Raw genomic sequence first — 21,769 nt, 5'->3', positions numbered from 1 at the left:
TTATCTTTATTGGCAAATGAATAGGGCTTCTGCGAGTTTCATTTTGGTTCTCTCTTATTTTTCATTTTCTAAGTATATTTTTTTGTTCAAGAAACTTATTTTTAATTAAAATATCAGGGATGTTGTTAAGAGCTTCCCTCTCAGATTTGATCCTAACTGCAAAGACGAAGGAAAAAATAGCTGAACGCGTCAATTGCAAAACATGTTCTACACTTTCAATAAATTCGGACTCAGAAATAAAAACTGGTTCTTCATAATAAGTTAATGAGGCTTCAGTACTTTCAGGTTTTTCATTCTCATAAACAAATACGAAGCTATGTTCCAAGGCGTTTCGCCACTGCTTGTAGAAACTAAGCTCGCCTTCCAACTTATGGTTTAAATCACAAGCTATACTATATAGACCAATCAAACCTTCATTATCATAAGCTTCGAACTTTTGCAGTCTGTCTTCATTTTCAAGTTCCCAGAAAGTATGAAAAGATGAATGTCTGACTTTACCTTTATTGTTTTTAGACTGTAAATCAAACAATAAGGCTACAGCATTACCTATCTTGTCTAAAATACCAAAGCAAACTCTAAAAGCAGTACGGAGCTTTTCGATGTTTGTTCCTAGTAGCTCGTTGTCATATAGCTCTGCATAGCAAGCATCATCGTCGATATCGATATCGATATCGCTCTTAGCAAATTTATATTCATATAACATTAATCTGGCAAGACCAAATTCAGATTTAAGCCTATTTAGTACCTTTTCCATTGGTAATATGAAATCCCCAGAAATTGCTCTAGTAGGCATTGGAATATGTAAGTTATCACTTGCACTTCCATAGCATTTACAATATAAACCGTGTTCACTAAGGCTGAGAAAATTATCTAAACACCATCTGCGAAATTCTGATAACGATTGGTATTCCTGCTTATCTAAATGGCTATCATCTTCTATAGCTATTCCCATATCCAAACAATCTTTTTCAATATCACTATCTATTTTCTTAGCTCTTACGAGATAGGATTTCGCCCAATCAGGAGGTATACATTTTGATTCGCTTGCTTTTCTGTAACCTAAAGCTATTTCTTTACCCTGCTGAACACTATGCATTTTAGTAATACTATTCAGTGAAATTAAACATTCGCTACGGTTTACCCAAGCTTGAGCGATATCCAAATTCATTGCAATAACTTGATCATATAAAGCTAAAGCCTCAGAAAATCTATATTGCTGTTTAAGATTATTTGCTAAATTCACTAAGTATTGCGGTTGAACATCTGTTCTTTCTACTCTACAAGTTAATATAGCCTTCAAAAATAGAGAGCTAACTTCTGAGAGCTGCTTTATTAGCTTTACATTATTATGGCCCTGCTTATCAGAGGGTCTCTGAATCAAATTGCTCTTCGCATTTCCCAAATTATAGTAATAACTATTGCGAGTTAAACAGCTTTCAAAGCTATCAGATTCCATTATTTCTAAACCTACATAGCTAGCTTCATTTTTTGAAGCCATGTGGCCTATATCGACAAACAACATTCCTAGCTTATAAAGTAAGTAAGAATATTGAATATCATCTTTGTTCACCGTAGTACGTAAAGTTGTATGTATATCTAAACATAGCTCAAAACTTTTTGTAAAATTTCCTAGGTCAATCATTCTTGAAGCACTTTCTATCTGAAAATTTATATTTTCAAAATCATTTTTATCGTGATATTCCATGGAACTATCTCCAGTTTTTTGAACTATATATGTATGCTCGATTTAACCTTTAACACAAACCACCTGCCGCAAGGTATGTACCACTTCTACCAAATCACTTTGTGCTTGCATCACATCATCAATATTTTTATAAGCCGCTGGAATCTCATCAATCACATCCACGTCCTTTCGGCATTCTACGCCCGCAGTCTGTGCAATTTGATCGGCGACTGTAAATACCTTTTTCGCCTCAGTACGTGACATGATACGACCTGCGCCATGCGAGCAAGAGCAAAACGATTCTTCGTTTCCTTTACCGCGCACGATAAATGACTTGGCACCCATTGACCCCGGAATAATTCCGTATTCACCAACACGGGCACGCACTGCGCCTTTACGGGTCACAAATACTTCCTCGCCATAGTGTTCTTCTTTAGCCACATAGTTGTGATGACAGTTCACCGCTTTTACCGCAGCATCAAACGGCTTAGGTATGATGTGACGTAGGGCTTTAATCGCTTTTTCCATCATGATTTCGCGGTTTTTAAAGGCAAAACGCTGCGCCCAACCAACCGCAAACCAATAATCATCAAAGTGCTCTGTACCCTCGGCAAAGTAGGCCAAATCTTTATCTGGCAAGTTGATAAACCACTTGCGCATGTCCTCACGTGCCAGCTCAATAAAGTAGCGTCCGATGGCATTACCCACACCGCGTGAGCCTGAGTGCAACATGATCCAAACTTGGTTGGTTTCATCAAGGCACACCTCGACGAAATGGTTACCCGTACCCAGCGTACCCAAATGATTAAGGTTATTGGTATTTTTAAGTTTAGGGTGCTTTTGAGTTATATAATTAAAGTCATCAACCAGCGTTCCCCAACCGTTCATTACCGTGTCGTCAGGGTTTGCCCATGCACCGACATCACGGCGTGACCCGCGACCACGCGTTTTACTACGACCATGTGGAATCGCTTTTTCAAGCTCCGTACGCAGACCAAGCAAACTATCTGGCAAATCGTTTGCGGTTAGAGTAGTTTGCACTGCCATCATCCCGCAGCCAATATCGACACCAACGGCAGCCGGAATGATCGCGTCTTTGGTGGGCAATACCGTACCGATCGTCGCGCCAATCCCAACGTGTACATCGGGCATCACCGCAAGCCATTTATATACAAACGGCATTTTTGAGGCTTTGATCAATTGCTCGTGTGCTTTTGGGTCAACGGGTACGCCCTTGGTCCAAAGTCTGATAGGCGTTCCACCGTCTTGAATAATATGATGAGTAGTTGGTTGCATGTTATGTTCCTTAGCATTGCAAAGTTTGTTTATAGTCATTCCCCTATAAAAGTATTACAGCGTTACCCTCGCTTGAAGTATCACATATACATCTACACTCGGTTGCCTTGTACTACTTTTAAATTGAATCGACTATATTATGAAAGAGGATGCTTGCTTTATATAATGCTAAGGGTGTGCCAAGTTTTTAAAATAGTTGGAATTTATTTATAAGTATTTGATATATTTAAATAAATTAAAAAATTAGAACTGATTGTTGACATAAGTTATAATTAAGTGAATATAATATTTTATAAAAATATAGAAAATTAACTATAAAAGGACGGTGTATATGGATAAGAGATACCAAGTATTTGTGAGTTCCACATTTGCAGATTTACAAGATGAGCGAAGCAATGTTATTCAAACACTTATGGAAATGGACTGTATACCCGCTGGGATGGAGCTATTTACTGCTCTAGATGAAGAACAGTTTGAATTCATAAAGAAAGTTATTGATGATAGTGATTACTACCTACTTATCGTAGGTGGTCGATACGGCAGTTTGTCTGAAAAAGGTATTAGCTATACAGAAATGGAGTATGACTACGCAATTAAACAAGGCATTAAGGTTGTTGCGTTAGTTCACGGTAGTCCTGAAAAATTAGCGGTTGAAAAAGTCGAAATGGATTCTGAAGCACGACAAAAACTACAAATTTTTAGAGAGAAGGTAACGACTAATCGTTTGGTAAAATTTTGGGATGATGCAAAAGAGTTATCTGGTTTAGTTGCGCTTAGTTTGCCCAAAACGATTAAAACTTATCCAGCTGTTGGATGGATAAGAGGAAATGAAGCAACTGATAATACTGATTTATTAAAGCAACTGAATAAACTTAGACAAGAAAAAGATGAGCTTGAAAAACAGGTTCAGGTTTTACAAGCAAATAATACTGAAATATTAGACTTAGCTCAAGGTGAGGATATTTTGACTATTAGTATTAGACATAACGTTAATAGAGGAGGTAAAAGAGAAAAAGTAAAGTTAGAATACTATATTTCATGGAATGAAATACTAAAGTTTATTGTTCCTAAAGTTTTACAGCCTTATCCTGAAAGAGCTATTCATGCAAATTTCACAAGTTATATAGCTTCTAAATATCCGGATGATTTTGATATTGTTTCAATAGATACAATAGACTTTGAGAATATTAAAATTCAATTATTAGCTCTTGAATATATAAGATTATTAGGCGATCCGATGGATATATTCTGGGAGATTATGCCTAGTGCGCGAAAAAAAATAGTCAGGTCATTGGCTTTAAAAAGATATGAGAGTGACCTAACTAATGATGAATAAAACCGCCGTCATCGGCTTCCTCGGTACTACTTTAGACAATGGTTTTAATGATAAGCGTTGGCAACGATGGCGGCCAACCGTGAGCTTAGGTATGCATGATGAGCTGTTGGTCGATGAGCTGCATATCTTGTATAGCAAGCGTGATAAGCGGCTGTTTAAAATAGTTGCCGATGATGTGGCGCAGGTTAGCCCTAATACTAACGTGATTGGTCATCATGTGGCATTGAGCAGTCCGTGGGATTTTGCCGACGTTTATGCTGAGCTGTATGATTTTGCCGCAGGGTTTAACTTTCAGGACAATACCGACTACTTACTGCATCTGACCACAGGTACGCATGTGGCGCAGATTTGCTGGTTTTTGTTGGTAGAAGCAGGATTTATTCCAGCAGATTTGATTCAAACCTCGCCTTGTCCAAAGCCAGACCAAGCTGATCCGAAAGGTCGCTATCAAGTGATTGACTTGGATGTCTCACGCTATGATGGACTACGTGAACGCTTTGAAGCAGAAAAACAGCAACATTGGCAAACCTTGCAAGCCAATCTAGTCACCCAAAATGCCGCTTATCAAAAGCTCATCTCCGATATTGAAAAGGTGGCAACGCGATCAACCGCACCCATATTATTGATGGGCGCAACAGGGGCGGGCAAGTCTCAATTGGCAGGCCAAATCTACGCGCTCAAAAAAGCCAAAGCTAACAGCACGCAAGGCAAAAACACGCTTGAAAAATTTGTTGAGGTAAACTGCGCCACGCTGCGTGGTGACACCGCCATGAGTGTATTCTTCGGTCATGTCAAAGGTGCCTTTACGGGCGCTGCGACGAGTCGAGATGGGCTGCTAAAATCAGCTGATGGTGGTTTGTTATTCTTAGATGAAATTGGTGAGCTTGGGCTTGATGAGCAAGCGATGCTATTGACCGCACTGGAGGAGCAGCGCTTTTATCCGCTTGGTAGTGATACACCGATTAGCGTGTCGTTTCAGCTCATGGCAGGCACTAATAAAGATTTGCGGCAAGCGGTCGCTAATGGTGAGTTTCGAGCGGATTTATTTGCGCGTCTTAATACATGGACGTTCTTTTTGCCATCACTCAAAGATAGGTTGGAAGATTTACCTGCCAATATCGATTACGAGCTGGCGCGCTTGGGTAGCGAGCAACAGCAGCAATATCGATTTACGCCAGAAGCAAGACAGCTGTATGAAGCTTTTGCGATGAGTGCAAATGCGACATGGCAGGGGAACTTTCGTGATTTGACTGCCAGTATGATTCGCCTAACCACGCTGGCTGAAAGTAAAGTGATTCGCAATGATGACGTACAAGCGGAGATTGAACGCTTAACACATCTTTGGGAATTGCCTGACAGCTTGAATGGCTCGAATAGATTGAGTAATGATAATAAAGGCAATAACGCAAATAAAAATAGCCTAAGTAATAACAGTCCAGATGCTACTTTAAATAGCGAAACTATCGAGCAGGGTAGCCATAACATCTTACGCCAATATCTCGATGAAGACATGCTAACAACTATTGATCTATTTGATGCAGTGCAACTGGCGTATGTGATTGAGGTTTGTATCAATCATAAAAACCAAGCGGCGGCGGGGCGCTATCTGTATGCCAACTCACGCGATAAGCTAAAAAGCCCTAATGATAGCGATAGATTGCGTAAGTATCTAATGAAGTTTGGGCTGAGGTTTGATGGGTTAAAATGAAGCATTTTTCATAAAATAAAACCCATCAATTAAGCCAAGATGCTCGTACTATAGATTTATGGTCTATTGTCTTTTAAACGCCCGAACCAATCCGCTCCGCCAACGCCTGTAATTTCGGCACTATCATCGCAGCATACTCATCCGCTTCCCAATTAGCGCTTGGCACACTGGCATTGAGCGAATAAGTATATTGCCCAGTCGCGACATCATATACCCCAACCGCGACTGCCAGTATGTCGTTAGAAAATTCACCATCTGATATCGTATAGCCGTATTTTTCATAATGCTCTGCCGCGCTGGCTAGGGCGGTTTGTGCATGGTCATAATCCTCGGTAGATAACTGTTCTTGTAGATTTTTAATGATGACAGCCTGTCTCGCTTGCGTACTTGTCGCATAAAAAGCACGTCCGATGGCAGTGCGTGCCACAGGTACAGCGGAGCCAACCTGTAAATTGACCGATAGGCGAGCAGGGCTACGACAACAAGCGTGATAGCGCATTTCTCCTTCGACTTCGGTCGCCAGATTCACTGATACTTCATTTTCGCTAGCGAACTGACGCAGTAAGGGCTCAGCCGCTGCGACCATGTCGTGGCGACTCCACGCGGTCGCACTTAGACGTACAGCACTACTGCCCAATTGATACTGTCCGTGCTCAGTGACACGTAAAAACCCAAGGGTCATTAAGGTATGGATAAGGCGAGTAATGGTCGCTTTTGGTAGCGCTGTCATCTGACATAATTGCTGATGAGTGAGCCGATCATCATGTTCAAATGCTGCGAGTAAAGACAGCCCGCGACCCAGTGCTGTAACGAACTGTCGATCATTATCTTCCTTGCTTTGCTCAAGCAAGGTCGTCATTCGTTCCAATAGCGGAGTAGCTGTTGATAAGGATTTTGTCATTTTATGCTCATATTTTTTGTATAAAGGTTTACAGCGCGGCGAAAGTTTGCTTAAATGGTTTTAAATTATGAAACAAAGTTTCGCACAGCGGAATTATGAAGTCAATAGCCTATTAATCCAAACCCTTTATTAATCACTACTCGTCGGTCAGGATGACTGATATCAAGGAGCTCCACATGGCAACATCTACTCGTCCAAGTTTTGATTGGGAAGACCCATTTTTATTACGTGACCAGCTCACTGATGAAGAACGCATGGTGACCGACAGTGCGCGCCAGTTTTTTCAAAATGAGCTCATGCCTGGTATTTTAGAGGCCAATCGCCACGAGAATTTTGACCGTAATATCATGCGTCAAATGGGTGAGATGGGCTTACTTGGCGTCACGATTGAAGGTTATGGCTGTGCCGGTTTATCTAGTGTTGCTTATGGTTTGATTGCTAAAGAAGTAGAAGCCGTTGATTCAGGCTACCGCTCAGCGATGAGTGTGCAATCAAGCTTGGTGATGCATCCTATCCATGCATACGGTACTGAAGAGCAAAGAGAGAAATATTTACCTAAGCTTGCTACTGGCGAATATGTTGGCTGCTTTGGTCTGACTGAGCCAGATTCAGGGTCAGATCCAGCCTCAATGTCGACACGTGCACGAGCGGTTGATGGCGGTTATGAGCTGACCGGTAATAAGATGTGGATTACCAACAGTCCTATCGCTGATGTATTTGTGGTTTGGGCAAAAGATGATGCTGGTGAAATTCGTGGTTTTATCTTAGATAAAGGTGTGAAGGGTTTATCAGCACCGAAAATTGAAGGTAAATTCTCACTGCGTGCTTCAGTCACGGGTGAGATTGTGATGGACAAAGTATTTGTCCCTGAAGCCAATGCTTTCCCAGATATCCGTGGACTAAAAGGTCCATTTGGCTGCTTAAATAAAGCGCGTTATGGTATCGCATGGGGCGCGATGGGTGCGGCTGAATTTTGCTGGAAAGCTGCTCGTCAGTACACGCTAGATCGTAAGCAATTTGGTCGTCCACTAGCCGCGACGCAATTAGTGCAGCTGAAACTTGCCAATATGCAAACAGAAATCACACTAGGTCTGCAAGCAGCGCTACGTGTTGGTCGTCTGATGGATGAGGACAATGCTGCTCCTGAGATGATTTCACTTATTAAACGTAATAACTGCGGTAAAGCGCTAGATATTGCGCGTGTTTCTCGTGATATGCATGGCGGTAATGGTATCTCTGATGAGTTCCATATCATTCGTCATGTGATGAACTTAGAAGCAGTGAACACTTATGAAGGGACGCACGATATTCATGCGCTCATCTTAGGTCGTGCGCAGACTGGCATTCAAGCGTTCTTTTAAGTACTTTTAGCTCATACAATTGTATTCTACGACGGACGTTGCTGCTTGGCTTCTTGTTAAAAGAGCATTAGCAATAGCGTACGTTCTTCAGTTGTTCTTCATGATTTAACTACTGAAAAATTACATCCTGAAGAACAATTTTATTGTCAAAAATACGCGACACAATAAGGGATTATTATGACGGATATGGCAAAAGGTGCATTGCATGGTATCAAGGTGCTTGATTTATCGAGAGTGTTGGCAGGTCCTTCTTGTACTCAAGTACTCGCAGATTTGGGCGCTGAAATCATCAAGGTTGAGCGTCCGCATATCGGTGATGAAACGCGCCATTGGGCACCGCCAACATTCAGCGATGACACCTCTGCTTACTACGCTACCATCAATCGTAATAAAAAATCTCTCACCGTCGATATCACCACGCCAGCAGGACAAGCTATCATTAAAAAACTGGCCATTGACAGTGATATCTTGGTAGAGAATTTCAAAGTGGGTGGTCTGAAAAAATATGGCTTGGATTATGACAGTCTAAAACAAGACAATCCGCGCCTGATTTATGCGTCATTGACAGGGTTTGGTCAGACAGGGCCAGATGCCGCGCGCCCTGGTTACGACTATATTATTCAAGGGTTGTCAGGGCTGATGAGTATCACGGGTCCGAGCGATAGCGAACCGCATAAGGTTGGCGTGGCAGTGGTTGATTTGTTTGCAGGCTTACAGCTGACCATTGGTATCCAAGCCGCTCTATTGGCGCGTCAACATACTGGACTTGGACAGCATGTCGATGTGGCATTACTTGATAGTGCGCTTGCGATGCTCGCCAACGTTGGTATGAATTATTTGGCATCCGACAAAGTCCCGCCAAGACTCGGCAATCAGCATCCTAATATTGTGCCTTATCAAGTATTCGCAGGTCAGGGCGAGCAGCACTTTATCTTAGCCTGTGGTAATGATAGTCAGTTTGCCAAACTTTGTGATGTTCTTGCAGTTGATTGGCATACCGATGAGCGCTTTAGAACCAATCCACAACGCGTTGCCAATCGTATGCTGTTGTGTGCTGAGCTGAGCAAAAAATTTGCCGAGCAACCACGTACTTATTGGTTGGAGGTGTTAGATCAAGCGGGTATCCCATGCGGAGCGATTCATAATGTCGCTGAAGCCTTGGCAATGCCGCAAGCGCTGGCACGTGAGATGGTGGTTGATTTTGCCACGCAAGGCAGTCCGGTAAGAGCACTTGGCAATCCTATCAAGTTATCCGCATCACCCGTCACTTATCGGACACCGCCACCGAAGTTGAGCGAGCATACCGATAGTACGCTTGCTGATTTGGGCTACGACAGCGACATGATAGCCAAGCTTAAAGCCGATGGAATTGTTTAGTTAGGCATCAAAAAAAGCGCCATTGGAAAAAATGTTAAACAAAGGAATGTTGAGCATGAAAATATATAGCCATGAAAACCTAAGCTTGCACAGACCACTCCCTTATTTTTCTTATGGAAAGATGCATGAGCCGTTAGAGATACCAGAGCGTATGGTTGAGTTCTTAAAAGCACCAGCAGCGTTAGGGTTAGAGGTGACGACAGCTACTGATGTCGGCATTGGGCCTATATTAGCGGTTCACGATTTTGGTTATGTGGCTTTTCTCAAGCATGGCTATGATCAATGGATGGCAGTTGAAGAAGATTTAGGCGCGCAGGTACAGACGGGGATTTTTGTGCCGTATGACAATCCCGGTATCGGTATCATGGCAAAAGCAGCAAAGTATCAAGCGGATGATAGCGCGCCTATCAGCGAGCATTCTTGGACATCTATTTATTGGTCTGCGCAGACTGCACTCAATGCGGCTGAAGCATTGCTGAACGATGATTTATCAGATACCGAGCGTGCCGAAACTCATATACAGCTTTGCTTCTCACGGCCTCCTGGTCATCATGCTCGCAAAAGCGCCGCTGGCGGATTTTGCTATCTAAATAATGCAGCCATCATCGCCGAACATCTGCGGCAGAAATACGCAAAAATCGCCATTATAGATACTGATATGCATCACGGACAAGGTATTCAGGAGATATTTTATGATCGCAGCGATATTCTTTATACCTCGGTTCACGGTGACCCCGTTAACTTTTATCCCGCAGTGACAGGGCATGCGTTTGAAAGGGGCACAGGCGTGGGTGAAGGCTATAACGTTAACTTTCCAATGCCGCACGGCACCGATGAAGCTGGGTTTTTTGAGTATGTTGATAAATCTATTGAAGCGATGACGCTATTTGACCCTGATGTCATTGTGCATGTCTTAGGCTTTGATGTTTATGAAAATGACCCAGAAGCCAGATGTGCGGTCAGTACAGAAGGGTTTAAGGTGTTGGCACAAAAGATGAAAGCGTTAAATAAACCACTGATTGTTTTAGTCGAGGGCGGTTATTACTTGCAAAAGCTCAATGACAATTTGCAAGCATTTTTATCAGGGCTTATTTCAGAAGGTTAACAGTTATCATCAAAATAACTGAAAGAGTTTGAAGTAAGCAAGAAACTAGCAGCGTTTTAACTTTATTTATTATCAATAAAACCCAAACGCTGCTCAATTTGCTGCGCCAATTCAATCAATACCGCGCTGACCTCAGCACGCTTGGACTCATATTCGCCTTGCAAAAAGCTAACCGCCATACCCGCAACGGCATTACCTGACGCATTGCGAATATAAGTACCCAAACAATACATCCCTTCGCGAAGTTGCCCATCATCGAGTGAGATGCGACTGTTTTGAATGGAGGTCAACTCGGTGGACAAATCGCTAAAGTTATCAACACCGTGTTGGGTAATAGGTGCGGGGAAACCGGTAGCGTAGATAGATTTTATATTGTCCATAGAAAAGGTTGAGAGCATGGCTTTGCCCGTGGCAGAGAATACCGCTGGTACGCGAACACCAGCGCGAAAGGTAAAGCCAAGCGGGGCAGGCGCTTCATGACAGGCTAAAAACACCACTTCACCTAAATCAAGCTTAGATAAAGTGACTGTATGTTGAAGAAGAATCGGATACTGGACAATGAGGTCTTTAAATAACTGGATGACGCCTTGCTGCTGCTCATACTTACCCGCCCAATACATCAAATAAGAGCCTAAATGAAAGCGGCTATCGCTGTCTTTATAGATGACATGCTTGGTCAAAAGACTTTGCAAAATATTGTGGGTTGAGCTACGTGGTAGATTGAGCTCTTTCGCAATATGAGCTGCCGTCAAAGGCTGCGAGCTATCAGTAATTAAATCTAAAATCTGAAAGGTTTTGTCCAAGGCAGGAACAGCAGTTGAGCTCATAAGGAACCTATAAAAGTCAGTAAAATTGGGAAAATATAAAAATAACACGATAAATCATCATTAAAATGAGAATAGGGGTTGCAAATAGCTGGCTATCATTCTTATAATGATGTCTCATATATAGAATATATGTTCAGTATATTGAACAATTAACAAGTTATCAATAATTATTTAAATCATAACCTTCTATTTATTGTCATTCACTTATCGCTATAAATCTGCGAATCCTATTTGCAAACCTCAATTGACAAGGAGCGTCACAATGTCACAACTGTCACAGTCTACGCTACAGCTATCGAACCCAGATCTACTTAAACAGCAGTGTTTCATCAAAGATGGCTGGCATGCCGCTAGTGATGACTCGACTATTGATGTGAGCAATCCTTTCAACGGCGATATCATCGGTACGGTACCAAGCCTAACGACCGACGATGTGAACGACGCGGTTACCGCCTCTCATGAAGCCCAAATCCTTTGGGCAGCCAAAACCCCAAAAGAGCGTGCTGAGCTACTACAAAAGTGGGCAGACCTCATCGATGCCAATAAAGAAGACTTGGCTATCATTATGACCGCTGAGCAAGGCAAACCTCTAAACGAGTCGCGCGGTGAAGTGGGCTATGCCAATAGCTTTATCCGCTGGTTTGCCGAAGAAGGCAAGCGTGTTTATGGCGACGTTATCCCTGCCAATAGCTCGCAGCTACGTCATGTGGTACTCAAGCAGCCCGTTGGCGTTTGCGCGGCGATCACGCCTTGGAATTTCCCAGCAGCGATGATTACCCGTAAAGCCGCGCCAGCATTGGCAGCAGGCTGCACGATGATTATTAAACCTGCGACTGAAACGCCATTTTCTGCGTTAGCACTCGCTGCACTGGCTGAACAAGCAGGTATTCCAGCAGGCGTTATCCAAGTAGTGACGGGCAAATCCTCAACCATCGGCGATATCCTAACGGGCGATGCACGTATTCATAAGCTTTCATTCACAGGCTCTACCGAAGTCGGTCGTACCTTGATGGCTCAATGTGCGACAACCATCAAAAAACTGTCATTAGAGCTGGGTGGTAATGCGCCATTTATCGTCTTTGATGACGCTGATCTGGAAAAAGCGGCTGAAGGCTTAATTGCTTCTAAATATCGTAACGCTGGTCAAACTTGTGTTTGTGCCAACCGTGTCTATGTGCAAGACAGTATTAAAGATGAATTCCTAGATGTGTTTGTGAAAAAAGTCGCTGAGCTAAATGTCGGTAACGGTATGGATGAAGGCGTGGATATTGGTCCTTTGATTAATCAAAAGGCGCTAGAAAAAGTGCAAGCGCTACTTAAAGATGCTTTAGACAAAGGCGCGACGCTTATCGCTGGCGGCAGCACCAATGACGCCTCAGAGCTTACTTACAATCCAACGGTCATTACCGATATCAGTGCTGAGATGGATATCGCGCACGAAGAAATCTTTGGCCCTATTGCGACTATCTTTACCTTTAAAGATGAAGCAGACGTTATTCGTCAAGCCAACGATACTATCTACGGCTTGGCTGCCTATTTCTACAGTGGCAATTATGCACGTTCATGGCGCGTCACTGAAGGTCTTGAATACGGCATTATTGGTCATAATACGGGTCTGATTTCTACCGAGGTCGCCCCATTTGGCGGTGTCAAGCAGTCTGGCTTTGGCCGCGAAGGCTCAAAATACGGCATCGAAGAATATATCGTGACCAAATACTGGTGCTCTGACGTCAGCTAACCGTTTAGCGACATGCTCTCTCTTTTAAGGTTCTAATTGTCACACCGTATCGAACGGGATTTAGCACCATGAATCCCCTCTATAGCTAGCAACTAATAATTGTTAACTATTAGATAAACCATTCCTCAAAACCGCCATTCAATCATTGGCACTTATGTTAAAAATAAAGAAAAGGACATTCCTATGACGACTACCAATAAATCACTACTTGAGCGCCGTAAAGCTGTGTTACCAACAGGACTTGGCGTTGCTTATCCCATCTTTGCAGAAAAAGCCAAAAACTCAGAAGTTTGGGATGTTGAAGGCAATCGTTATATTGACTTCGTTGGTGGTATCTCAGTACTGAATACTGGTCACAGCCATCCAAAAATTACCCAGCGCGTGCATGAGCAACTTGACAAGTTTACCCATACTGCGGCGCAAATGATCAACTATGAATGCTATGTAGATCTTGCCGAAAAACTTTGTGAAAAAGCCCCTATCAGCGGTGAGAAAAAAGCCTTCTTTTTAACGACTGGTGCAGAAGCCGTCGAAAACTGTATCAAGATTGCTCGTGCGAAAACTGGTCGTCCAGGTATCATCTCTTTCGTTGGTGGTTGGCACGGTCGTACTTTAATGTGCATGAGTTTGACAGGTAAAGTGCTGCCGTACAAAAAGAACTTTGGTCCAATGCCAGGCCCTGTATTCCATGCGCTATTCCCAGCTGAAGAGTTGAATGTCACAGAAGCACAAGCGCTGCATAGCCTTGAGATGATTTTCCAAGCGGATATCGATCCTAGCGAAGTGGCAGCGATGATTATCGAGCCAGTACAAGGCGAGGGTGGCTTTCATCAAGTCACCCCATCATTTGCCAAATCTCTACGCGATATCTGCGACGAACATGGCATTGTCTTGATTTTTGATGAAGTGCAATGTGGTTTTGCCCGTACGGGTACGTTGTTTGCCACCGAGCAGTTGGGCGTTGAGCCGGATCTAATGACCAGTGCCAAGAGCTTGGCGGGTGGTTATCCTATCTCTGCGGTTATCGGCCGCGCTGATATCATGGATGCGCCGCAGGTAGGCGGTTTGGGCGGTACATACTCTGGTAATCCACTGGCTTGTGTGGCTGCACTCGCTGTCATGGAAGTCATCGAAGAAGAAAACCTACTTGAGCGCAGTATTGAGATTGGCGACAAAATCGAAGCCTTCTTGAAGGGCTTAAACTTAAGCAGTATCGGTCATATTCGCCATAAAGGCGCGATGCTCGCGTTTGAATTAATCGATAGCGAAGGTAAGCCTGATGTGGAAGCGACGACTAACCTAAAAGCCAAAGCGTTTGAGCAAGGTTTATTATTAGCATCTTGCGGTATGTATGGCAATGCCATTCGCGTGATGGTGCCATTGACGGTTGAAGATGAAGTGCTCCAAGAAGGTCTAGATATTATCAAAGGTATCCTAACCGCTTAATAAGTATTCAGTATTTATTTATAGTGAAATACATCACTTTTAATCAAGCCTCGATCTTGGTTAGAAGGTTGTCTCTAATAGCACAGCAAGATTGCCCATATGGCACTCGCTTTGAGTACATTTTTTACAACGGCGCCTTGCAAGTCAAGACGCCGTTGCTGTTTGTACTATTTGAATATGAAACAAGTAGTGCCTAACAGCTTCGATCAAAAGGTATATATGATAATTATGATGGGTACTATCCCACTAAACAAAAGATAGTGTGACCGTCAAGGGTTAACACGGATGACACACAGACAAGGAGCAGGTTATGTCTGAATTAAAAAAATCGTTAGGGACGCTAGATATTATCGCCTTAGCATTCGGTGCTATGGTTGGTTGGGGCTGGGTAGTCTTGGCTGGTGGTTGGATTTTATCTGCGGGGACGTGGGGCGCAATGCTGGCGTTCTTGATAGGCGGTTTGGCAGTGATACTGATTGGTGTGACTTATGCCGAGCTTGCCGCATCGATGCCGATTACGGGCGGTGAGCATACCTATACGCATAGAGCACTGGGGGTAAATGTCTCCTTTATCTGCTCATGGAGTATTCTATTTGGGTATTTTTCGGTGGTCGCGTTTGAGGCGGTTGCCTTGCCGACAGTCGTAGAGTATTTTATCCCCAATTACAATCAAGGGTATCTCTGGACCATCGCTGGTTGGGATGTTTATGCCACTTGGGTGGGCGTTGGGATGCTAGGCTCAGTCATCGTCACTTGGCTAAATATCCGCGGTATGGAAGTCAGTGCGTGGTTCCAAAAGACGGCCGTATTGGGCATCTTATTTGTGGGTACGTTGCTGTTCATTGGCGCAGTCATGTTTAATCCTGAAGGCTCGAACTCAGTACAAGCACCTGCATTCATCGGTGGTATTGGCGGTATGATGGCCGTTATTGTCATGGTGCCGTTTATGTTTGTCGGCTTTGACGTTATTCCGCAAGCGGCAGAAGAAATTGATCTGACTCGTCCTAATATTGGTAAATTTTTGATTTTATCGATTGTCGTTGCGGTAATGTGGTATGTGGGTATCGCTTGGAGCGTTGGCACGACCTTGCCACTCTTACAAGCCGAAAACTCAACGCTCGCCACTGCGGATGCGATGACCAATGCTTGGCATGGCAAATGGGCAGGTATATTGTTAGTGATTGGCGGTGTGCTTGGTATTTTATCAAGTTGGAATGCCTTCTTGATTGGTGGTAGCCGTCTACTTTATGCCATGTCAAAAGCACGTATGTTGCCCGCATTTTTAAGCAAGCTACATCCAAAGTATAAGACGCCGTCGAATGCCATTTTATTGATCGGTGGTTTGGCGACACTAGCACCCTTGTTTGGTCGTAAAATGCTAGTGTGGATCGTAGATGCTGGTGGCTTTGGTATCGTTATTGCTTATACCTGTGTCGCTATCTCATTCTTAGTACTCCGCTACCGCGAGCCTGATATGGTACGCCCATTTAGAATACCAGCAGGTAAGCTCGTTGGCATGGTCACGATTGCGCTAAGTTTTGGAATACTCATGCTGTATATGCCAGGTATGCCATCCGCACTAACCCCTATCGAGTGGTGGATTTTCTTTGGCTGGACGGTCTTAGGCATTGCGTTATATGGCTATGCAAGGGTGAAGTATCCAGGTATTAGCGAGTCAATTATGGCAGAAGAGCTACGTGAATTAAAAATCGTCAATCAATTATGGTTAAAAGACAATCCACCTAAGCAATAGTTTTTTCGATGGGTTATTTTTAATAAAATTGTCCTACAAAAAAAGCCTAACAGTCAATGTTAGGCTTTTTATTTTTCTAAAAATGACTCTATCGATTACGACTTATCACGAATCAACTTATAGTTTAAAAACTCAGTAATACCAAGAGTGCCAAGCTCGCGACCAAATCCTGAGCGTTTAACGCCGCCAAACGGGGTATTGGCTTCGCTACCAGAAGGCGCATTGATAGTGACCATACCGACTTCTAATTGCTCAGCAATCTCAGCAGCTAGCGCAGCATCTTGTGTTTGGATAGAAGCGCCAAGTCCGAAAGGCACATCATTAGCTATCTTGATGGCATGATCGATATCACAAGCTTTATAGACGACTGCCACAGGACCAAATAACTCCTCTCGATAAACATCCATGGATTCAGTTACATCTGTTAATACTGCAGGCTTAAACCACGCACCCGGGTTGTCTTTGATCATGCCGCCTTCGACCAATACGGTCGCGCCTGCTTGAATGGCGCTATCGAGCTGTTCTTGCAAGTTAACTGCGGCTGCCTTTGAAGACATTGGACCAATGAAAGTACCTTCATCAAGTGGATCAGCGAGTGCCATGTTACTGACGGCATTAGTAAACCCTTCAACGAATTTATCATAAACAGATTCGACGACGATAAGGCGTTTGGCAGCATTACACGCTTGTCCTGTATTGCCAAAACGACCAGAAATAGCCCCTTTTATAGCTTGTTTGATATCCGCATCAGCTGCAACGATAAAGGCGTCTGAACCGCCAAGCTCTAGCACGACTTTTTTCAGCGCGCCGCCTGCTATTTTAGCAACCGCTTGACCGGCGCGTTCAGAGCCTGTTAGCGAAACGCCTTGTATGCGGTTGTCTTCGATGATTGTTGCCGCTTGCTCATTGGTAGCAAACACATTGTTATAGACACCCTCAGGTAAGCCGGCATCTTTTAGGATGTCAGCGATGGCTTCTGCAGTCTTAGGACATTGCGGTGCATGCTTTAGAATAACGGTATTGCCCGCCATAAAGTTTGGCGCGACAAAACGTGCCACTTGATAGTGCGGGTAGTTCCACGGCATGATACCTAACAGAGCGCCCACAGGACGTTTTTCTACTGAAGCTGACCCTGAGTCAACATCAATGGTACTAGGTGCAAGTAGCTGCTCAGCGTTGTCTGCATAATAGCGATAGATATCGGCAACTAGACCGATTTCACCTTTTGCTTGTGCAACGGGCTTGCCCATCTCATTGGCAACGATGCGAGCCAGCTCGTCTTGACGTTCAAGATAGATATCGGCAATTTTATGAAGTATGGCACTGCGCTCATCCAATGAAACCTGACGCCAATCTTGATAAGCGGTATCGGCTTGTGCAATAGCGTTCAGGATGTCCTGCTCAGTTGCCGTAGGGTAGGTGGCTTCTACTTCGCCAGTGGCTGGGTTATTAACTTGATAATCGCTCATAGCTATGTCCTTTTTTAAAATATTATTGGGTTCAAAATCCATTTGGGTATATATTTTTATGCGTGTGTTTTTAATTGATGATTTTAGTTAATGCTTTTAATTGATGATTTTGGCTGCTGCTGAGTAATACAGTGAATATTACCACCGCCAAAGACAATCTCCTTTGTGCGTACTCCCACTACCTGATGCTGAGGAAATACTTTTTCAAGCTGCTCGATGGCTAATGAATCATTTTCATCATCATATTGCGGTACGATGATAGCCTCATTACAAATTAAAAAATTGGCATACGAGGCGATACAAACATCGCCAGTATGACGCGCCTTGGCATCGTCAGATTGTTCAATATCATGATGTTCAGGTAAAGTAACAGGTTGCTCGGTACAGCAAAGCTTATGGACTTTTAGGCGGCGACCTTTGGCATCGGTCATATTTGAGAGCTGCTCATAGGCTTTTTGTGTTGCTTTATAAAATGGATGCTTAGAATCATCAGTGTATAAACAAACCACTTCACCAAGGCGCGCAAAGCAGGCAATATCATCAATATGACCAGTGGTTTCGTCAGGATCGATACCGTCATCAATCCACAGTACTTTTTGCACATTGAGATAGGCTTTTAACTTGTCTTCAATTTGATCTTCGGTTAGGTGCGGGTTACGTCCAGGGCTGAGCAAACACATACGTGTGGTCAGAACCGTGCCTTCACCATCGACATGAAATGCACCGCCTTCCATCACAAAGTCATTCGTTCGATAGCGTTTGATATCTAGATGGTCACATAAGCGTTCAGCCAGCTTATCATCGTCATCCCACGGCGAGTATAGTCCGTCATAGTCGCCGCCCCATGCATTGAATGTCCAATCACAAGCGCGTAGCTCACCTGCTTCATTGATTAAAAATGTCGGCACAGTATCACGCGCCCAAGCATCATTGCTAGGCATGGCGATAACGTCGATGTCAGCAGGTAGACTATCGCGGCATGATTGATAATTATCAGGATTGACCAGTACGCCAACCTCACAAAATCTGTTGATTGCTAATGCGACATCAGCATAAGCTCTCTGAGCAGGAGCGGCTTGCTGTCGCCAGTTATCAGCACGATATGGCCATACCATCCATATTTTTTGTATAGTCTCAAATTCTGCTGGCATGTAAAAGCCGTCTTGCTGTGGTGTTGAGCCAGTGATTAATCGGTTCGGTAATAATGACATATAGAGCACCTTATTCGACGATAGCGCGAGTGAGCTTGCTTGTTAACAAACTTTATCCATGAGTCAGCAACGTGCCATACATCGATGGACGACGATCACGGAAAACGCCCCATTGCTGACGTTCGATAGCCAGTTGATCTAAGTCAAAAGTCGTACTAAGTATCTCTCCTTTATCTTTAGATGCTTCTTGGATGATCTCACCGCGGCCATCCGTGATAAACGAGCTACCGTAAAATGCCATGACGCTATCGTTTCCGTTTTGAGTAATCGTCTCAGTGCCAATACGATTGGCAGCTACGACTGGCATGAGATTAGCAGCAGCATGACCTTGCATACAGCGTTGCCAATGGCCTTTTGAGTCGATGTCCAATGTTGGCTCATCACCAATCGCAGTCGGATAAAACAGTATTTCTGCACCCATTAATGCCATGCTACGAGCACACTCAGGAAACCATTGATCCCAGCAAATACCGACACCGATTTTGGCATACTTGGTTTGCCAAACCTTGAATCCAGTATCGCCGGGGGCAAAGTAGAATTTTTCGGCATAAGGAATGCCATCTGGTATATGCGTTTTACGATAAGTGCCAAGTATCTCGCCATCGGCATCAATCACGGTCACGCTATTAAAAAAGGTATTGCCTGATTTTTCATAAAAGCTAATAGGCAATACTACATCCAAGTCTTTAGCCAACTGCTTGAAGTGATTGATGGCCACATTATCCTCAACTGCGGTCGCAAGGCTAAAGTAATCAAAGTCATGAACTTGGCAGAAGTAAGGCGTCTCAAACAACTCTTGTAGCAAAATGATATTGGCACCCGCTTTGGCGGCTTTGGTGACCAAGTCAGTAGCAGTGGCAATATTTTGTTGTATATCCCAACCACATGCCATTTGAGTCGTAGCAACGGTAACATTGCGCATGATCTAAATCCTTATCGTATTTATTAGTGACTACCATATAAAAGGGCTGTTTTTATTGACTAACGAACCATCTCTCATTGCCCGTTAGTCAATGATTAAAATAATAGCGCTAAGGTTGGCTTAAGCCATCATATAACCCAATCCTAAGAAGGTGACGACGGATAAACCCGCACCGAGCATAGCATAGGGGAACTGGGTAAAGGCGTGCTGCATGGGGGAGCAGCCAGCACCTTGCGCGGCAAGTAGCGATGAATCACTAAAGAAGCAAGCATGGCTACCAAATGATGATGCTGATAACAATGCGCCAATCATAAGAGGAGTGCTAACGCCTAATGCAATAGAGATTGGAAAGACAATCGGCATGGCAAGGACATACAGCCCCCAGCTTGATGATGTGGCAAAAGTTAAAAAAGCCATGACGGCAAAAATGACGGCAGGGAAAATAATAATCGTCATATAAGGCGTGATAGCCTCAATCACATATGAGGTCATACCAAGTTCATCATTGATGGCTTTTAAGAAAAAACCGCCGATGACGGTTGAGAGCGGATAAAGCATGACTTTAAAGCCTTTAAAGATGGCTTCAACTTGCGTCTCAAAACTTAAAATGCCTTGCATCCAATAGACAACGACGGTCACAAAACAGGTCAATAATGCACCGCGTAATAGATCGATTTCGAAGTAAACCGTCGAGACAATTAACAAAATCATTGGGAAAGCAAAGTTTGCGATATTGGCTTTGAACGACAGCTTACGCTTGGCTTGGACGTTTGAGATCAGTTGCTCTTCGACAAAGGCTTCAGGAACAGGATTACCCGCTTTGGCGCGTGCCTCGGCTTTTTTCATCGGTCCCCAGTCACCCAAAATGCCATAGGCGACCAAGAATACAATCAAAAGTGCAAACCAAGCATATGCCATATAAGGAATCGCGCTGATATAAAGCCCAATACCTTCGCCATCGCCAGCCACACCGTTTTCTTCTAAAAGACCGGCAAAGTAGACCGCCCAAGTAGAAATAGGCACGATAATACACATCGGTGCGGCAGTTGAATCGACGATATAAGCAAGCTTCTCACGAGAAACGTTATAGACGTCAGTGAGTTTTTTGACGGAGGTTGATACGGCTAGACAGTTTAAATAATCATCAATGAAAACCACCACGCCCAAAGCAAAGGTGGCTAATAATGACTGACGGCGTGACTTAATGATTTTTTGTAGCCATTCACTAAAGCCATCTAGACACCCACTGATCTCAAGCAGTTGAATGAGACCGCCCATCAGACCGCAGACCAGAACAATCCAAATAATGGTCTCATTACCTAGCACCATCGACATGTTGTCTGCAAAAGGGGAGACCAAATCAAAAGGATTGAGCATCACAAGGCCAGCGACACAGCCTGCGATCATGGATTCGAATGGTCGCCTAGAGACAATGGCCGTGACTAATACTAGTAATGTTGGTAGTAAAGATAAGGCGCCCCAAGATTGGTCTGGGGCACGGCTGGTAGATAGCCAAGCAAAAGCCAGATAGATGACGACGGCTACTATGACGGTGAGAAATACTCGCTTATTATGATACTGTCCTTCGACTGCATCATTGAGCTTCATGTTCATATTTACGCTCCCTGTAAAACC

16 protein-coding genes are annotated in these 21,769 nt (G+C 43.7%); 8 read left to right on the top strand and 8 right to left on the bottom strand.

Annotation, left to right across the window (positions count from 1 at the left end; genetic code table 11):
- Window positions 1-61: 61 nt before the first annotated feature.
- Complete coding sequence (locus tag Q6344_08940) at window positions 62-1,705, bottom strand: LA2681 family HEPN domain-containing protein (GenBank protein ID WLG12732.1); 1,644 nt, start codon at window positions 1,703-1,705, stop codon at window positions 62-64.
- 42 nt (window positions 1,706-1,747) lie between these two features.
- Window positions 1,748-3,019: an RtcB family protein gene (locus Q6344_08935; protein WLG12731.1), complete on the bottom strand. Its 1,272-nt coding sequence runs from the start codon at window positions 3,017-3,019 to the stop codon at window positions 1,748-1,750.
- A gap of 292 nt (window positions 3,020-3,311) precedes the next feature.
- Between Q6344_08935 and Q6344_08930 the strand changes: the two genes are divergently transcribed.
- Both Q6344_08930 and rtcR read left to right on the top strand, forming a co-directional pair.
- Window positions 3,312-4,316 (top strand): DUF4062 domain-containing protein, encoded by a 1,005-nt coding sequence (locus tag Q6344_08930; GenBank protein WLG12730.1) that lies wholly within the window; start codon window positions 3,312-3,314, stop codon window positions 4,314-4,316.
- Window positions 4,306-6,024 (top strand): RNA repair transcriptional activator RtcR, encoded by a 1,719-nt coding sequence (gene rtcR, locus Q6344_08925; GenBank protein WLG12729.1) that lies wholly within the window; start codon window positions 4,306-4,308, stop codon window positions 6,022-6,024. The genes Q6344_08930 and rtcR overlap by 11 nt, the downstream gene beginning before the upstream one ends.
- Window positions 6,025-6,097: 73 nt before the next feature.
- On the opposite strand, the gene Q6344_08920 is transcribed toward rtcR, so the two are convergent.
- Window positions 6,098-6,925 (bottom strand): IclR family transcriptional regulator C-terminal domain-containing protein, encoded by an 828-nt coding sequence (locus Q6344_08920; GenBank protein WLG12728.1) that lies wholly within the window; start codon window positions 6,923-6,925, stop codon window positions 6,098-6,100.
- 176 nt (window positions 6,926-7,101) lie between these two features.
- Between Q6344_08920 and Q6344_08915 the strand changes: the two genes are divergently transcribed.
- The 3 genes from Q6344_08915 to Q6344_08905 all read left to right on the top strand — a co-directional run bounded on the left by Q6344_08915 (window position 7,102) and on the right by Q6344_08905 (window position 10,768).
- A complete protein-coding gene (locus Q6344_08915) occupies window positions 7,102-8,286 on the top strand; it encodes an acyl-CoA dehydrogenase (protein WLG12727.1) in 1,185 nt (394 codons plus the stop codon).
- Between the two features lie 177 nt (window positions 8,287-8,463).
- A complete protein-coding gene (locus Q6344_08910; GenBank protein WLG12726.1) occupies window positions 8,464-9,663 on the top strand; it encodes a CaiB/BaiF CoA-transferase family protein in 1,200 nt (399 codons plus the stop codon).
- A gap of 55 nt (window positions 9,664-9,718) precedes the next feature.
- A complete protein-coding gene (locus tag Q6344_08905) occupies window positions 9,719-10,768 on the top strand; it encodes a histone deacetylase family protein (protein WLG12725.1) in 1,050 nt (349 codons plus the stop codon).
- 62 nt (window positions 10,769-10,830) lie between these two features.
- Here the strand turns inward: Q6344_08905 and Q6344_08900 are convergent, their stop codons facing one another.
- Window positions 10,831-11,595 carry an IclR family transcriptional regulator gene (locus Q6344_08900; GenBank protein ID WLG12724.1) on the bottom strand — a complete coding sequence of 255 codons (765 nt, stop codon included), beginning with the start codon at window positions 11,593-11,595 and terminating at the stop codon, window positions 10,831-10,833.
- Window positions 11,596-11,857: 262 nt separating this feature from the next.
- On the opposite strand from Q6344_08900, the gene Q6344_08895 reads away from it, so the two are divergent.
- The 3 genes from Q6344_08895 to Q6344_08885 all read left to right on the top strand — a co-directional run bounded on the left by Q6344_08895 (window position 11,858) and on the right by Q6344_08885 (window position 16,532).
- On the top strand, window positions 11,858-13,333 hold the full coding sequence (locus Q6344_08895; protein WLG12723.1) for an NAD-dependent succinate-semialdehyde dehydrogenase: 1,476 nt from the start codon (window positions 11,858-11,860) through the stop codon (window positions 13,331-13,333).
- Window positions 13,334-13,516: 183 nt separating this feature from the next.
- Window positions 13,517-14,779: a 4-aminobutyrate--2-oxoglutarate transaminase gene (gene gabT, locus Q6344_08890; GenBank protein WLG12722.1), complete on the top strand. Its 1,263-nt coding sequence runs from the start codon at window positions 13,517-13,519 to the stop codon at window positions 14,777-14,779.
- Between the two features lie 310 nt (window positions 14,780-15,089).
- Window positions 15,090-16,532 (top strand): APC family permease, encoded by a 1,443-nt coding sequence (locus Q6344_08885; protein WLG12721.1) that lies wholly within the window; start codon window positions 15,090-15,092, stop codon window positions 16,530-16,532.
- A gap of 95 nt (window positions 16,533-16,627) precedes the next feature.
- Here Q6344_08885 and Q6344_08880 read toward each other — a convergent pair whose 3' ends face one another.
- The 4 genes from Q6344_08880 to Q6344_08865 all read right to left on the bottom strand — a co-directional run bounded on the left by Q6344_08880 (window position 16,628) and on the right by Q6344_08865 (window position 21,748).
- The gene (locus tag Q6344_08880; GenBank protein ID WLG12720.1) at window positions 16,628-18,001 is read right to left on the bottom strand and encodes an NAD-dependent succinate-semialdehyde dehydrogenase; all 1,374 of its coding nucleotides are present in this window, start codon (window positions 17,999-18,001) and stop codon (window positions 16,628-16,630) included.
- Between the two features lie 83 nt (window positions 18,002-18,084).
- Complete coding sequence (aguA, locus tag Q6344_08875) at window positions 18,085-19,212, bottom strand: agmatine deiminase (GenBank protein WLG12719.1); 1,128 nt, start codon at window positions 19,210-19,212, stop codon at window positions 18,085-18,087.
- Window positions 19,213-19,264: 52 nt separating this feature from the next.
- Entirely contained in the window at window positions 19,265-20,137 is an 873-nt protein-coding gene (aguB, locus tag Q6344_08870) for an N-carbamoylputrescine amidase (GenBank protein ID WLG15188.1), read from the bottom strand.
- 117 nt (window positions 20,138-20,254) lie between these two features.
- Window positions 20,255-21,748 (bottom strand): Na+/H+ antiporter NhaC family protein, encoded by a 1,494-nt coding sequence (locus Q6344_08865; GenBank protein ID WLG12718.1) that lies wholly within the window; start codon window positions 21,746-21,748, stop codon window positions 20,255-20,257.
- Window positions 21,749-21,769: the final 21 nt, after the last annotated feature.

Origin of the sequence: Psychrobacter cibarius (genome assembly GCA_030686115.1) — a bacterium.
GTDB classification, from domain to species: domain Bacteria; phylum Pseudomonadota; class Gammaproteobacteria; order Pseudomonadales; family Moraxellaceae; genus Psychrobacter; species Psychrobacter cibarius_C.
This window is presented reverse-complemented; position numbering and strand designations above follow the sequence as displayed.

Coding starts and splice junctions, on each gene's coding strand:
- Q6344_08940 (WLG12732.1), bottom strand. CDS start 1,705: ATGGAATATCACGATAAAAATGATTTTGAAAATATAAATTTTCAGATA.
- Q6344_08935 (WLG12731.1), bottom strand. CDS start 3,019: ATGACTATAAACAAACTTTGCAATGCTAAGGAACATAACATGCAACCA.
- Q6344_08930 (WLG12730.1), top strand. CDS start 3,312: ATGGATAAGAGATACCAAGTATTTGTGAGTTCCACATTTGCAGATTTA.
- rtcR (WLG12729.1), top strand. CDS start 4,306: ATGATGAATAAAACCGCCGTCATCGGCTTCCTCGGTACTACTTTAGAC.
- Q6344_08920 (WLG12728.1), bottom strand. CDS start 6,925: ATGACAAAATCCTTATCAACAGCTACTCCGCTATTGGAACGAATGACG.
- Q6344_08915 (WLG12727.1), top strand. CDS start 7,102: ATGGCAACATCTACTCGTCCAAGTTTTGATTGGGAAGACCCATTTTTA.
- Q6344_08910 (WLG12726.1), top strand. CDS start 8,464: ATGACGGATATGGCAAAAGGTGCATTGCATGGTATCAAGGTGCTTGAT.
- Q6344_08905 (WLG12725.1), top strand. CDS start 9,719: ATGAAAATATATAGCCATGAAAACCTAAGCTTGCACAGACCACTCCCT.
- Q6344_08900 (WLG12724.1), bottom strand. CDS start 11,595: ATGAGCTCAACTGCTGTTCCTGCCTTGGACAAAACCTTTCAGATTTTA.
- Q6344_08895 (WLG12723.1), top strand. CDS start 11,858: ATGTCACAACTGTCACAGTCTACGCTACAGCTATCGAACCCAGATCTA.
- gabT (WLG12722.1), top strand. CDS start 13,517: ATGACGACTACCAATAAATCACTACTTGAGCGCCGTAAAGCTGTGTTA.
- Q6344_08885 (WLG12721.1), top strand. CDS start 15,090: ATGTCTGAATTAAAAAAATCGTTAGGGACGCTAGATATTATCGCCTTA.
- Q6344_08880 (WLG12720.1), bottom strand. CDS start 18,001: ATGAGCGATTATCAAGTTAATAACCCAGCCACTGGCGAAGTAGAAGCC.
- aguA (WLG12719.1), bottom strand. CDS start 19,212: ATGTCATTATTACCGAACCGATTAATCACTGGCTCAACACCACAGCAA.
- Q6344_08865 (WLG12718.1), bottom strand. CDS start 21,748: ATGAACATGAAGCTCAATGATGCAGTCGAAGGACAGTATCATAATAAG.